The organism is Thiothrix caldifontis, assembly GCF_900107695.1.
GTDB lineage: Bacteria > Pseudomonadota > Gammaproteobacteria > Thiotrichales > Thiotrichaceae > Thiothrix > Thiothrix caldifontis.
Genome location: NZ_FNQP01000010.1, coordinates 94,156 through 108,583, shown reverse-complemented (window position 1 = coordinate 108,583; position 14,428 = coordinate 94,156). Strand labels below are relative to the sequence as shown.

Genomic DNA, 14,428 nt, shown 5'->3' with positions numbered 1-14,428 from the left:
ACCATGCGCAAACTGCCACGCTTATTCCTCGCTCTCTGTTTAACCTACGCCCCGTTTTCCATCGCCGAAACCGTGTTGAAGCGCGGTAATGGCACTGAACCGGAAACGCTGGATATTCACCAATCCTCCGGTGTTTCTGAGGCGAATATTCAGCGCGATATGTTTGAAGGGCTGGTTACAGAAGACGCATTCGGCAAGCTGCAACCCGGTGTGGCAGAAAAGTGGGGCATCAGCGACGACGGTAAGCGCTACACCTTCCATTTGCGCAAAGACAGCCAATGGTCAGACGGCACGGCGTTAACTGCTGAAGATTTTGTATACGCTTATCGGCGGGCGCTTGCCCCGGAAACGGCTTCGGACTACGCCTTTATCCTCTGGCCGATTGCAGGTGCAGAAGCCTTTAACAAAGGCGAACAAAAAGACCCTTCCAGCGTTGGCGTAAAAGCCCTCGACCCGCAAACCTTGGAAATAAATCTCAAAACCCCCACCTCCTATTTCCTCGGTATGTTAATGCACCCGATGGCATTCCCCATTCCCAAGCAAGCGGTTGAAAAAGCGAGCAAGGATTGGATAAAACCCGAAAACATCCGCTGCAACGGCGCGTACTGCCTGAGCGAATGGACACCACAAGCCCATGTCAAGTTAGTGAAAAATCCGCATTACCGCCGTGCTGCCGAAGTAAAAATCGACAGCGTGTACTACATCCCCACTGAAGACCAGAACAGCGAACTCAAGCGCTACCGTGCAGGGGAAATCGACATTACCTACGATGTACCTTCTGATCAGATTAAAACGGTCGCGCAAGATTTCGCCGCAGAATTCCGCAACACGCCCTACATTGGCACGTACTATTACGCGCTCAATCTGGAAAATCCCGCCTTCAAGGAAAACCCCAAGTTGCGTCGCGCCCTCTCTCTGGCGTTAGATCGCGACATTCTCACCGAAAAAATTACCCAAGCGGGTGAAATCCCCGCGTGGGGTTGGGTTCCGCCCGTCGATAATTACACCCAGCAAAACATGGAAGAAAAATCGCTGGATAAAGCCGCCCGCACCAAACTTGCCCAAGAGCTGTATGCCGAAAGCGGCTATGGCGCTGACAAACCGCTGGAACTCGAAATCCTCTACAACACCAGCGACAACAATAAAAAACTCGCGATTGCGGTCGCTGCGATGTGGAAACAAGTGTTAGGCGTGAAAACCAACCTGCGTAATGAGGAATGGAAAGTCTACCTCAGTTCGCGCAAGCAAAAACAGTTCCAAGTGGTACGCTCCAGTTGGATTGGCGATTACAACGATGCACACACGTTCCTCAGCCTGTTCAAGTCCGATGTCGGTGAAATGAACACCTCCGGCTACAAAAACCCCGAATTCGACCGCTTAATGGCAGAAGCCGAAACCCAAACCGACGTAAAAAAGCGCCAAGAAGCGATGGAACAAGCCGAACGGATTCTGCTGGCGGATACGCCGATCATCCCGATTTACTACAACACCACTCAACACTTGGTCAGCCCGAAAATCACCGGATGGGAAGACAATGTGATGGATGTGCATCCAACCCAATATCTGGGGCTGAAATAACCCTTGGCAACCGACCATGCACAGTCTGTGCTCTTATAGCCATGGCTGTGCATGGTTAACATTCCAGCGCCTAAACATAATCCAATAAAATAGAGCGGCTACCACCACAAAACTGATCAAGCTGATCAATGGGTCAACCTGACTGGCAGTGAATAATGCAGGTGACGGCAGCGCTGAATTAGCATAATTCATAATCAATACGGTAAACAGATTATTAGCGGCATGAACACCAATCGCTAACTCCAGTGAGTTGCTCTTCACGGTAATAATGGCTAGAAACAATCCCATTAACAAATACAACAGAGGAATTAAATACTTATCCTCACCCATTTCCGGGTTTGCTAAGTGCGCTGCCATGAATAGCAAGGAAGATCCAACGACCGGAATAATCGCTCTGCGGCTCAACAAACCCAAACCCTGCATAAAGTACCCGCGAAATAAAAACTCTTCCGCTGCCGCCTGAAGCGGGGTCACAAATAATGCGATGGGTAAAAATATCAAGAACTGTTTAGCGTCAAACGTCACTTGATAAGTATGGGGATGCCATAATGTTTCAAGCAATGTAGCCAAACCTATTAACCCCAAAAAGACGAAAAAACCCTTCAGCATCAACATCCAATTAACACTTGTCAGCGGGGTAATCACACTGGTGAAGTGACGTTGATGCAAAAAACGCACTGTCAGAAATACCCCAGTCAACATCGCCAATAATGTAAAATTAATACCCAAATAAGGCCATAAACTATCAATGCCTTCAAATTTCAGCGTATCCAAATTTACATTAGTCGCGGGGTTATTATCTCCCAAGATAAACATGATCATAATGCCCAAGGGAATAGCACCTAATACCTGCCAAAAAATAGCAATAACGACTAAACCCAGCACATAACGCCACCAATGATTTTGGCCTAGACTGGCTAGGCTTAGATAGTATGTATTCACTTATTTTTCCTTAATTTTGTCATTCACATGGCACATAATCACGCGCTTGTAGCTTATATTTTGAATTGCATCGGTGTTAACAGACAATCATAATCAGGACGAATAGCCCTAAGAAACCGACCTGCTTACAGTCCCACGTTTCATGACTCGCTAAAAAGGCTCAATGTTTATATGTTGCAGTATGTCTTCAAACGCCTGCTCGGTGCACTGCCCACGTTATTGGTCATCATCACCTTGGCATTTTTTCTGATTCGCTTGGCACCGGGCGGGCCATTTGATACTGAACGCCCTATTCCACCAGAAATTGCTGCGAATATTGAACGTGCCTACCACCTTGATCAACCCTTGCCCGTGCAATATGGTTATTACTTGCTTAATGTGTTACAGGGTGATTTTGGCCCATCATTCAAATACAAAGATCACAGCGTTAGCGCATTAATTGCCGAGGGTTTCCCAGTATCGCTGCAACTGGGTGTATTCGCGATGTTATTGGCATTATTGATCGGGCTTCCGGCAGGGATACTGGCTGCTTTGCATCAAAACCGCCCGATGGATCATGCTGTGATGGCAGTCGCAATGACCGGCATTACGGTACCCAATTTTGTCATGGCTCCCTTATTAGCGCTGGTCTTTGGGGTGTTTTTGCACTGGTTGCCGGTAGCGGGGTGGGATACAGGTTGGAAATCAGCCGTGTTACCTGTCATTGCCTTGGCCTTACCACAAATTGCTTATGCCGCACGGCTCATGCGGGCGAGTATGCTAGAAACACTGTCTAGCCCACATATCCGCACCGCATTTGCCAAAGGTCTACCCATGCGGCTTATTTTGTGGCGGCATGTACTGAAAGGCGCATTATTGCCCGTGTTATCGTGGTTAGGGCCTGCGACCGCTGCCATTATTACCGGTTCAGTGGTGATTGAGCAGATATTTGGAATTCCAGGTATCGGGCGGCACTTCGTACAAGGTGCATTAAACCGTGATTACACCTTGGTCATGGGGGTGGTAGTGTTTTATGGCGCGTTGATTATTCTGATGAATTTATTGGTCGATGTGATTTACGGGCTAATGGATCCAAGGGTGCGTTATGACTAAGCCGTTCAACCAAGGGTTGTGGAACAAAGCCTTACGGCGTTTACGGCGCAATAAAATGGCAGTAGGCAGTGCGGTGGTGTTGCTCGCGATTGGCTTGTTGTGCGTGTTGGGGCCGTTGTTTAGCCCACACCCTTACGATGAGATTTACTGGGACAGTATGGGTATTCCCCCCAATGCGGAACAAGGATTCTGGTTCGGTACGGATGCCAATGGGCGTGATTTGTTCGTGCGTACCCTGATTGGGGGGCAAATTTCGCTGATGGTCGGCTTAGCTGCCACCGCCGTGAGTTTATTGATCGGGGTATTGTATGGCGCAACCGCAGGCTATCTGGGTGGGCGTACCGATGCCCTGATGATGCGCTTGGTGGATGTGCTGTATGCCCTGCCCTTTATGTTTTTTGTGATTTTGCTGATGGTGTATTTTGGGCGCAGCATCTTCCTGATTTTCGTGGCAATTGGGGCGGTAGAGTGGCTTACCATGGCACGGATTGTACGCGGACAAGCGTTGTCGTTAAAAGGGCGGGCGTTTGTGGAAGCCGCACGGGTATGTGGCGTGAGCCATTTCGGGATTATCCGGCGTCATATTGTGCCAAATACCTTGGGATCAGTGATCGTGTATGCCACCCTAACCGTGCCGCAGGTGATTTTGTTTGAATCGTTCCTCAGCTTTTTAGGGCTGGGGGTACAGGAACCCTTAACCAGTTGGGGAGTACTGATTGCGGAAGGGGCCGCGCAAATGGAAACTGCACCGTGGATGTTGCTATTCCCGGCAGGATTTCTGGCAGTAACCTTGTTTTGCCTCAATTTTCTGGGGGATGGGCTGCGGGATGCCTTGGATCCGAAAAGCACCTAATCGCGTCATGCCTCACTTTCCAGTATGATTCCCCCCTTTGCTTAGCCAAGGATTCCCTGCATGGATACCCCCATCCGCATGACCGAATACAGCCACGGCTCAGGCTGTGGTTGCAAAATCGCCCCCGCTGTCCTCGATGTGATTTTGCACAGCCAATTACCGCCAGATGTCTGCGATGCCCTGCTGGTCGGCAACAGTTCCCGCGATGATGCTGCCGTTTACGATCTGGGCAATGGCACTGCCGTCATCAGCACCACCGATTTTTTCATGCCGATTGTGGATGACCCGTTTACGTTTGGGCGCATTGCAGCCACCAATGCCATCAGCGACGTGTACGCCATGGGCGGCAAGCCCATTATGGCGATTGCAATTTTTGGCTGGCCGCTCGACAAATTGCCACCAGAAGTGGGGCGTGAAGTGGTTGAAGGTGGGCGCAAAGCCTGTCAGGATGCCGGTATTCCCCTCGCAGGCGGTCACAGCATTGACGCACCCGAACCCATTTTCGGCTTGGCGGTCACGGGCATTGTGCAAACCCGCCACCTCAAGCAAAACAGCACCGCGCAAGCCGGTTGCAAGCTGTACCTCACCAAACCACTCGGTATTGGTATTCTCACTACCGCACAAAAACGCAAAGTGCTCTTGCCCGAACACCGCAATCTCGCCATCGACACCATGTGCCAACTGAACAGCATCGGCGCACAATTCGGCGAAATGCCAGCCGTCACGGCTCTAACCGATGTCACCGGCTTCGGGCTGGGCGGGCATTTGCGCGAAATGTGCGAAGGCAGTGGCTTGCAAGCCGTCATTCAGTTCGACCAAGTGCCAGTGTTGCCACACATTCCGCACTATCTGGAACTGGATTGCTCACCGGGTGGGGCGCAACGCAATTTCGACAGCTACGGCTACGCACTCGGTGCAATGACAGAACGTCAGCGGCAAATCCTCTGCGACCCCCAAACCAGCGGCGGCTTGCTGGTGGCGGTTGCGCCTGAAGGGGAGATAGAGTTCTTAGCCGTGAGCCGACAGGCTGGCATGAACTTACAACCCATCGGCTACTTGCGCGAACCTGTGGCAAATAGCGCCCTGATTACGATGGAGTAATTCATGTCACTGCGCAACGCTGGTAACGATTTACCTGTCATCGACGACTTGCTGCACTTGTTTTTGCAAGACGTGCCGTTGTTAGATGTACGTGCCCCCGTAGAATTCCACGAAGGTGCTTTCCCATGCAGCACCAACTTGCCATTAATGGATGATGATGATCGTGTCGAAATTGGTACACGTTACAAACAACAAGGGCAAGATGCCGCGATTGCATTAGGCTTGCAGCGGGTTAGCGGTGAAATTAAAGCGGCACGGGTTACAGCTTGGCAACACTTTGCCGACAAATACCCTGAAGGTGTGTTGTATTGTTTTCGGGGTGGCTTGCGTTCACGGACTTCCCAACAATGGCTGTATGAACAAACCGGCATTCGCTACCCGCGTGTCCAGGGCGGTTACAAAGCCATGCGGCGCTTTTTGTTGGAACAATTGGAAAGCTTGCCCCGCAAAATCAGCCCCATCATCCTGAGTGGGCGCACAGGTTCAGGGAAAACACGCTTTCTACGTGACTTGCAACAGCAAATTGACTTAGAAGCCTGCGCAAATCACCGTGGTTCAGCATTTGGCACACAACCTACACCGCAACCCTCACAAATCAGTTTTGAGAATAATCTCGCTATCCAATTACTGCGCAAGTGTCATCAAGGGCAAACCACTCTGGTATTTGAAGATGAAAGCCGTACCATTGGCTCGTTGCACCTACCCGACACTTTTTTCGAGACCTTACGCAATGCGCCGCTTGTATTAATGCAAGTACCTGATGAAGAACGGGTAGAAATCAGCTATCAAGAATACGTCGTGGATAACCTCGCCGCCTTTACCGCCGTACACAGCGGTGATGCACAAGCGGGCTTTGCCGCATTCAGTGCTTATCTGCTGGGTAGTTTGGCGAAGGTACAACGCCGCTTAGGGGGAGTACGTTACCAACAAGCGCGACAGATGATGGAACACGCCTTACAACAACAAACGCTTGATCACTCCACTACTGCGCATTACGACTGGGTACGTTTTATTCTGCTGGATTATTACGACCCGATGTATGACTACCAAATCAGCAAAAAGCAACAGCGGCTGGTGTTTACGGGTTCACCAGCCGAAGTACGTGATTACCTCAACGCGCAAAGCATTAGGTGATAACATCCGCCGCTGCACGTCCGGTAAAGTGCTCAATTCTGGCAACCTGTTGCACAATCGCGAGCAGATCCGCTAAGGCTTCCTGCACATCTTGGTCGTGCTTGCTGACATCCGCCTCGTACTTTTCAAGGTAAACGCGCAAGGTTGCCCCCTGCGTTCCCGTTCCCGACAAGCGGAAAATAATGCGCGAACCGTCGGCAAACAGAATACGGATACCTTGATTCTGACTCACAGAACCGTCCACCGGATCGGTATACGTAAAGTTATCCGCAGCACTTACGGTCAAATCACCAAACGGCTTGCCTGCCAAACCCGGCAACTGCGCTTGCAAAGCATCCACCAGTGCATTGGCATCTTGCATCTCAATGGCTTCGTAATCGTGGCGTGAATAATAGTTACGCCCGTACTCTGCCCAATGCTGGCGCACAATATTTTCCACCGAATCCTGCTTTTCTGCCAGCAAGTTCAGCCAGAATAATACCGCCCACAAACCGTCTTTTTCACGGACATGATCAGAACCTGTACCAAAGCTCTCTTCGCCGCATAAAGTGATTTTACCAGCATCCAACAAGTTGCCGAAAAACTTCCAACCGGTAGGTGTCTCAAAGCACGGCAAGCCCAACTTCTCTGCCACCCGGTCTGGCGCTTGGCTGGTCGGCATGGAGCGTGCAATGCCCGCAATACCATCTTTGTACCCCGGAATCAGGCGGGCATTCGCAGCTAACACCGCAAGGCTATCGCTCGGTGTCACGAAGAACCGTTTACCCAAAATCATATTGCGATCCCCGTCACCATCGGAAGCAGCACCGAAATCAATGTCGGAATTACGCGCATACAACAGATTCATTAACTCTGTGGCATGTGCCTGATTCGGGTCGGGATGCCCACCGCCAAAATCCGCCAAGGGTTCCCCATGAATCACGGTTCCTTCCGGTGCGCCCAAACGCTGCTCCAATATCCGATGCGCGTATGGTCCAGTAACTGCGTGCATTGCATCAAAACGCATCTTGAAATGATTAGAGGCCAACAACGCTGAAATCTTGTCGAAATCGAAAATCCGTTCCATCAGAGCAAGGTAATCACTAACAGCATCAATGACTTCAACTTGCATTCCCGCCAATTGATACTTTCCTAATTTATCAACCGGGATCGGTTGAAGCGGCGCAATATGGTATTCATGAATCTGTTTAGCGGCGGCAAACATCGCTTCGGTCATACTTTCTGGCGCAGGGCCACCATTCGCACCATTGAATTTAATACCGAAATCACCTTCTGGCCCGCCCGCATTGTGGCTTGCCGACAAGATAATGCCGCCGATGGCTTGGTATTGGCGAATCACGTTAGAGGCGGCTGGGGTGGAAAGAATTCCACCCTGCCCAACAATGACACGCCCAAAACCAGTCGCTGCCGCCATCCGCAGGATAATTTGAATCGCTTCACGGTTGAAATAACGCCCGTCACCGCCTAATACGAGCGTGCTGTCTTGTACATGCTCCAGCGTATTGAAAATAGCTTGTACAAAAGTTTGCAAATAATCGGGCTTCTTGAAGTGTTTGACACTTTTCCGCAAACCGGAGGTTCCCGGCTTTTGGTCATCGAAAGGTGTGGTCTTAATGGTCTGGATAGTCATGAGGGTACGCTTACCAGTAGGTTTTTGTTAGGATCATGGTTTCATCTGCACAGCATCGCAGCCGCACAAATCACGCACTCATTATGGATTTATGTTAGTCAAAGAACAACCCGCCACCTTCTCACCTCGCCCAAAATCTTTCGCGGCACTGATGGAAATGTACGAAATAAATTATATCCAACTGCGTCTATTGTGCGGCGACATCCGTATATTACCGAAAAGAATAGTATCAAGGGTGGCTGGTGGTATTCCCGTATCACTCATCATTACGGATCACACCATTCATACCACAACCTTGATGTTGACTTACTTGTTTGAAGAAGGTCGCCATGCGAAAGATAACCGCCCCGATATACTGATTCGGATTTACCATGACTCACGGCAGGCAGAAGTGCTGAGTCATCGCTGCCGACTCACCGAAGAAACTGTACATTATTGGAACAAAGACTTAGACACCATGTTGTTATGTCGCTGGAAAATGAACCGTTTTTTATACAAATGGACAAATTACTTACGCAGACAAGGACATTCTTTTGCCTAGGGTCAACACCACACAATAACAATGTATAGGTTTTGCATTTGAAAAATTGTACATCTATACTCTATCCATTCAAGAAATTTACATATTGTACAACTTAAATATGCAAATATTCTTGACTACAATACTAGGTTTATTTAAAATGCTGAGTAATCCAGTCAGGAATTAAAACGCAGTTATACTGCTAAGGAGTACACTCAATGAAACTGTCAACGAAAGGCCGGTATGCGGTCACTGCCATGATGGATTTAGCCATTCATGATCATCAAGGCCCCGTTACGCTGGCAGATATTTCACAATGCCAAGGTATTTCTTTGTCCTACCTTGAGCAGTTGTTTGCTAAGCTGCGTAAAGAAGGTTTAGTCGAAGGGGTGCGCGGCCCTGGTGGTGGTTATCGGTTAGGGCGTCCTGCGAGTCAGATTAGTATCGCCGAAATTATTAATGCGGTAGACGAAAATATTGACGTAACCCGTTGCCTTGGTAGTAAAGATTGCCACGGCGGTGAAAAATGCCTAACGCATCAATTATGGGAAGATTTAAGCGGGCGCTTGTATGAGTTCCTTGATAACCTCACACTGGCGAGTTTTATTAATCGACCAGAAATTCGGGAAGTCTCGCGCCGCCAAGACACCATTGCCAGCCGCATAGCCACCATGTTCCCACCCCGCCCAACGATTGGCGCAATTGCAAACGCTAGTTGCTAATAGGTAATTGCACATGCGGGTTGTGAAAATAAAAAAGGGCGAACATTTAGTCGCCCTTTTTGTTATGCGTCCCGAAATATTCACACCAGGATGTGCACCTCTGCTTCAGTGCGCACATTTAATTGGTGTAATTCCATAACTGGATGAATTTGCAACAGCGTTAATTTCCCTAATGCTTTGTCGTCCAGCAACGCTGCCCCCGTATCAATGTAATAGAAGTTAGCGGTGTGTAATGGTTGACTCATCGGCGTGTGCCCAAATACCACCAAATCAATGCCCTCGACGGGAACAGTACGCCCTAGCATTTTAAAATGCTTGTAACGATTACGCGACCACAGCGCGTACTCCTCCATATCAGGGTCAGACTCCAGTGAACGCACAAACTGATGCCAAGGGATGCCGGTAGGAATATCAGCGTGGACAATTCCAATATGGCCATTTGCAGTTGATACTTCAAAAGCAAGAGGTAATTGCCCTAACACCTTACGAATACGCGGGCGAATATGTTCCGGGACACGCTTCCACCAAGCCCCACCGTTATAGCGCGTCCAGTTTTCTAACACCGCTGCATTGTATTCCGAATCCAGCAACATGCGCTCATGATTCCCCATAATCGCATGAAACCAATCATGATTGAGAAACTCGATGACGCGATGTGATTCGCCACCACGATCAATCAAATCCCCTACCGAGAAAACGCGATCAGCCTCTGGGTTAAAGTTAATCCGCTGCAATAAACATTCCAAGGCTGAAAAAGAGCCGTGAATGTCACCCACAACAAAATCACGTCCACGCGCATTTTTACCGAAGAATTTAAATGGTGTATAACTCATGGTCATATTCCAAGAATAACCTAACTAAAATTAGCTAGTTAGTACAGGGCTTGCTTATGCATTTTGTTGTAACACCCACTATACCAGCATCCATCCTTGAAAAATCTTAACTCAATTAATGGCAATAAGAAATAAATTTATCTTATATTTTTTCTGAATGCATCCCGTTTTTAGCAGAAAAAGCCAGCAGCCCCCATCCTATAATGAAGCTAAGACCACCAAAGGGAGTCACTAATACAAACCCTTTGATATCTGTCAAAACATAGAGATAGAGGCTCCCAGAGAACAAAATCATACCTAACAGAAATGCATAACTGGCATAAGCCATATACTTATTTCTTATAAAATAATATAAAATACTAATCAATAATAATGCCAATGAATGATAGAACTGGTATTCGACACCGGTATGAAAACGTTGCAACATCTTAGCATCGACTAATTTTTCCAGACCGTGCGCACCAAATGCCCCCAGTATGACTGCGAGCATTCCTGACACACTAGCGATTAGCAGAAAATGATTCCTTTCCACAACTTAATGACCTTATGAATACACATGAAAAACGTCAATTATACCGCGTCATTCTCAGAATCATGGCATGGTTCGGTATTTTATTCCTGATGAGCGTGTTCTTGCGCAGTTGCTTTGCCTAAGTAGACATCGTAGCGCACTGCTTTCCCAGCAATAACAAAGGCAGGCTTAATACCTTGTAACTCAGGGGCATGACGTGGGCGTTTCACCACCACACGACGTGTTGCCTGCTGGATTGCCAACTCAAGCAACGCATCGCTATCTTCATCTGCACCCACGACTGCATGGAAAAATCGCATCTCTTTCTGCACCAAGGCCGATTTTTGTCGCTCTGGGAACATAGGATCGAGGTAAACTACATCAGGCAACGCATCAGCACTGACTGTTTTCAGCCACGCGAGCGCGTCTGCCTGATGCAAGGTCATTCGCGAGGCAATCGCCACTGATTCAGCATCATCACTCGCAAGCGCACGTTGCAAACCATCAGCCAGCAAAGCATAAACAATTGGGGAACGCTCCAGTAAAATTACTGTGCATCCCAAGGTTGCCAGCACAAAAGATTCACGCCCTAATCCCGCAGTCGCATCAATAACGTAGGGGTGTTTGAATTTGTGTAAGCCAATCGCTTTAGCAATGTCCTGCCCCTTACCACCACCGAACTTGCGGCGGTGTTGGGCTTTGCCTTCCACAAAATCAACGTACACCGCACCCACTTTGGGGCCGTGGGTGTCGTGCAATTCCAGTCGTGCAGGGGTTTGCACCAGTTGATAGCGCTCAGGCATCAATAATGCGGGGGTGGGGGTTCATCGGCTTGATTACCGACAGCCGATGGCGTGAGCGTTTTGAGCTTTTCATTCAGCCGTTCAATTTCCAGCAACGCCGAGGCGATGTCTTTTTGTTGCAGGTAAAGCTGATGGCTCAAGGTTTCCAGCATTTGCTCCTGTTCCATGAACAGGAGCTCCAGTTTTTCCAAGCGTGCTTCCATCAGGAATTAACGACCCTTGACCGCAGCAATTCGCATCCGCAGCGCATTCAGCTTGATGAAACCTTCCGCATCTTTTTGGTTGTAAGCGCCGCCGTCATCGTCAAACGTGGCAATACGTGCATCAAACAGGCTATCGTCAGATTTACGACCGGCAACGGTTGCAGCACCTTTGTACAACTTCATGCGCACCGTGCCGTTAACGAAAGCTTGGGATGCGTCAATCATTTGCTGCATCATCTTGCGCTCAGGACTCCACCAGTAGCCGTTGTAAACCAGTTCGGCGTACTTGGGCATCAGGCTGTCTTTCAGGTGGGCGACTTCGCGGTCGAGCGTGAGGGATTCAATCGCACGGTGCGCAGGCAACAAAATCGTGCCGCCGGGGGTTTCGTAGCAGCCGCGTGATTTCATGCCGACGTAGCGGTTTTCCACCAAATCCAGACGCCCGATACCGTTCGCGCCACCCAATTTGTTAAGGGTTTCGAGGATGGCAGAGGCTGGCATACATTGCCCATCCAGTGCTACTGGGTCGCCGCCTTGGAAGGTGATTTCGACATAAGTGGGCTTGTCAGGTGCAGTTTCGGGGGAAACGCTCCAACGCCACATATCCTCTTCGGCTTCAAACCAAGGGTCTTCCAACGGACCGCCTTCGTAGGAGATGTGCAGCAGGTTGGCATCCATTGAGTACGGGGATTTCTTGCCCGCTTTCTTGAAATCAACCGGAATATTGTGCTTTTCAGCGTACTGCATCAGGGCTTCACGGGAATTCATGTCCCATTCGCGCCAAGGGGCAATCACTTTGACACCCGGTTTCAGCGCATACGCACCAAGCTCAAAGCGCACTTGGTCGTTGCCCTTGCCGGTCGCACCGTGGGAAATGGCATCTGCACCGGTTTCATTGGCGATTTCAATCAGGCGTTTAGCGATCAACGGGCGGGCGATGGATGTACCCAACAGGTATTCGCCTTCGTAAATGGTATTAGCGCGGAACATCGGGAACACGTAGTCGCGCACGAATTCTTCGCGCAGGTCTTCGATGAAGATTTCTTCCGGCTTGATGCCCATTGCCAAAGCTTTGGAGCGGGCTGGCTCGACTTCTTCGCCCTGACCAATGTCGGCAGTAAAGGTGACGATTTCGCACCCGTAATTTTCTTGCAGCCACCGCACGATGATGGAGGTATCCAAGCCGCCGGAGTAGGCTAACACGACTTTTTTGACAGATTGTGCCATGTTTTAAGTGTTCCCGTTGTGGTAATCGAAACCGCGCATTATATGCGCTACACTCACGCCTTGCACTACAAACGAGAAAGAGGAGAACCTATGGAACGCCGTTCATTCTTCAAGCACGCTGCTGCCAGCACCGTTGCTTTAGCCGCTGTACCAGCCACCCTATTAGCGGACGAGACTACCAAAGCTGCCGCTTCAAGCGATTTACCCACCATCAGTTGGCGTTTAACCTCCAGTTTCCCCAAATCACTCGACACCATTTACGGCGCATCCGATGTACTCGCCTCGACCCTTTCCAAAATCACGGGGGGCAAATTCACACTAAAAGTATTTGCAGCAGGCGAAATCGTTCCCGGCTTACAAGTCTTGGATGCTATCCAGAACGGCACAGTAGAAGCGGGTCACACAGCCTCTTACTATTACTTCGGCAAAGACCCTGCCCTCGCCTTCGATTGTGCCGTCCCTTTTGGCCTAAGCTCGCGCCAGCAAACCGCATGGATGTTGCATGGCAATGGCATGAAACTGATGCGCGAACTTTTCGCTGAATACAATGTGGTCAACTTCATGGGCGGCAATACCGGCGTGCAAATGGGCGGCTGGTTCAACAAAGAAATCAACACCGTCAAAGATCTGGAAGGCTTAAAATTCCGCGTTGGTGGCTTTGCAGGGCGCGTATTGAGTAAGCTGGGTGTCGTACCACAGCAATTACCCGGTGGCGAGATTTACCCTGCGCTGGAAAAAGGCACCATTGACGCGGCGGAATGGGTCGGCCCTTACGACGATGAAAAGCTCGGTTTCGCCAAAATCGTCAAAAACTACTACACTCCCGGCTGGTGGGAAGCAGGCCCGCAACTCTCATTCTACGTCAATAAAGAGCAGTGGGAAAAATTACCGGATGCTTACAAAGCCGCGTGGGAAGCCGCTTGCCAACAAGCCCACAACGACATGCAGGCGAAATATGACGCATTGAACCCACAAGCACTCGCTAATTTAGTGGGTAGCGGCGTGAAATTACGCTCGTTCAGTGACGAAATCATGGAAGCCTGCTTCAAAGCCACCGTAGAAACTTACGAAGAAGAATCCGCCAAAAACCCCAAATTCAAAAAGATCTACGACGACTGGAAAATATTCCGTAATAACCAAGCCCAATGGTTCAGTGTCGCAGAACAATCCTACGCCAAGTTCGCTTTTTCCAAAAAACTCTAAGCTCAGCTCTAGACCGGGTTAACACCCGGTCTAAAACGCCAGAATGCCCCCCATCTTGCTATTCTCAAGGAAACAC

General features: G+C 49.5%; 15 protein-coding genes. 8 read left to right on the top strand and 7 right to left on the bottom strand.

Features of this window, described 5'->3' with window-relative positions; genetic code table 11:
- Window positions 1-3: 3 nt before the first annotated feature.
- Window positions 4-1,578: a peptide ABC transporter substrate-binding protein gene (locus BLV87_RS10010; protein ID WP_093068208.1), complete on the top strand. Its 1,575-nt coding sequence runs from the start codon at window positions 4-6 to the stop codon at window positions 1,576-1,578.
- 33 nt (window positions 1,579-1,611) lie between these two features.
- On the opposite strand, the gene BLV87_RS10005 is transcribed toward BLV87_RS10010, so the two are convergent.
- Complete coding sequence (locus BLV87_RS10005; protein WP_093068205.1) at window positions 1,612-2,520, bottom strand: CPBP family intramembrane glutamic endopeptidase; 909 nt, start codon at window positions 2,518-2,520, stop codon at window positions 1,612-1,614.
- Window positions 2,521-2,691: 171 nt separating this feature from the next.
- On the opposite strand from BLV87_RS10005, the gene oppB reads away from it, so the two are divergent.
- The 4 genes from oppB to mnmH are packed head-to-tail and all read left to right on the top strand — an operon-like array spanning window position 2,692 to window position 6,700.
- A complete protein-coding gene (gene oppB / locus BLV87_RS10000) occupies window positions 2,692-3,612 on the top strand; it encodes an oligopeptide ABC transporter permease OppB (protein ID WP_093068202.1) in 921 nt (306 codons plus the stop codon).
- Window positions 3,605-4,465: an ABC transporter permease subunit gene (locus BLV87_RS09995; protein WP_093068200.1), complete on the top strand. Its 861-nt coding sequence runs from the start codon at window positions 3,605-3,607 to the stop codon at window positions 4,463-4,465. Before oppB ends, BLV87_RS09995 begins: the two co-directional genes overlap by 8 nt.
- 60 nt (window positions 4,466-4,525) lie before the next feature.
- The gene (selD, locus tag BLV87_RS09990) at window positions 4,526-5,566 is read left to right on the top strand and encodes a selenide, water dikinase SelD (protein WP_093068197.1); all 1,041 of its coding nucleotides are present in this window, start codon (window positions 4,526-4,528) and stop codon (window positions 5,564-5,566) included.
- Window positions 5,567-5,569: 3 nt separating this feature from the next.
- Window positions 5,570-6,700, top strand: a complete 1,131-nt coding sequence (mnmH, locus tag BLV87_RS09985) for a tRNA 2-selenouridine(34) synthase MnmH (protein ID WP_175517902.1) — start codon at window positions 5,570-5,572, stop codon at window positions 6,698-6,700.
- On the opposite strand, the gene BLV87_RS09980 is transcribed toward mnmH, so the two are convergent.
- Window positions 6,693-8,330: an alpha-D-glucose phosphate-specific phosphoglucomutase gene (locus BLV87_RS09980; RefSeq protein WP_093068194.1), complete on the bottom strand. Its 1,638-nt coding sequence runs from the start codon at window positions 8,328-8,330 to the stop codon at window positions 6,693-6,695. The two genes, mnmH and BLV87_RS09980, sit on opposite strands and share 8 nt — an antisense overlap.
- Before the next feature lie 157 nt (window positions 8,331-8,487).
- Between BLV87_RS09980 and BLV87_RS09975 the strand changes: the two genes are divergently transcribed.
- A complete protein-coding gene (locus tag BLV87_RS09975; RefSeq protein WP_245706990.1) occupies window positions 8,488-8,871 on the top strand; it encodes a DUF1249 domain-containing protein in 384 nt (127 codons plus the stop codon).
- 197 nt (window positions 8,872-9,068) lie between these two features.
- Window positions 9,069-9,572, top strand: a complete 504-nt coding sequence (gene iscR, locus BLV87_RS09970) for a Fe-S cluster assembly transcriptional regulator IscR (protein WP_093068189.1) — start codon at window positions 9,069-9,071, stop codon at window positions 9,570-9,572.
- Window positions 9,573-9,652: 80 nt separating this feature from the next.
- Here the strand turns inward: iscR and BLV87_RS09965 are convergent, their stop codons facing one another.
- From BLV87_RS09965 to BLV87_RS09945, 5 genes are all read right to left on the bottom strand, one after another.
- Window positions 9,653-10,405: a metallophosphoesterase gene (locus BLV87_RS09965; protein WP_093068187.1), complete on the bottom strand. Its 753-nt coding sequence runs from the start codon at window positions 10,403-10,405 to the stop codon at window positions 9,653-9,655.
- A 142-nt stretch (window positions 10,406-10,547) separates the two neighbouring features.
- Window positions 10,548-10,895 (bottom strand): DUF423 domain-containing protein, encoded by a 348-nt coding sequence (locus BLV87_RS09960; RefSeq protein ID WP_245706989.1) that lies wholly within the window; start codon window positions 10,893-10,895, stop codon window positions 10,548-10,550.
- Window positions 10,896-11,017: 122 nt separating this feature from the next.
- Window positions 11,018-11,719, bottom strand: coding sequence for a class I SAM-dependent methyltransferase (locus tag BLV87_RS09955; RefSeq protein WP_093068182.1), 702 nt, complete (start codon window positions 11,717-11,719; stop codon window positions 11,018-11,020).
- Window positions 11,719-11,910: a SlyX family protein gene (locus BLV87_RS09950; protein WP_245706987.1), complete on the bottom strand. Its 192-nt coding sequence runs from the start codon at window positions 11,908-11,910 to the stop codon at window positions 11,719-11,721. Before BLV87_RS09950 ends, BLV87_RS09955 begins: the two co-directional genes overlap by 1 nt.
- Before the next feature lie 18 nt (window positions 11,911-11,928).
- On the bottom strand, window positions 11,929-13,149 hold the full coding sequence (locus BLV87_RS09945) for an argininosuccinate synthase (RefSeq protein ID WP_093068177.1): 1,221 nt from the start codon (window positions 13,147-13,149) through the stop codon (window positions 11,929-11,931).
- A gap of 90 nt (window positions 13,150-13,239) precedes the next feature.
- Here BLV87_RS09945 and BLV87_RS09940 point away from each other — a divergent pair, with 90 nt between their 5' ends.
- Complete coding sequence (locus BLV87_RS09940; protein ID WP_093068175.1) at window positions 13,240-14,352, top strand: TRAP transporter substrate-binding protein; 1,113 nt, start codon at window positions 13,240-13,242, stop codon at window positions 14,350-14,352.
- Window positions 14,353-14,428: the final 76 nt, after the last annotated feature.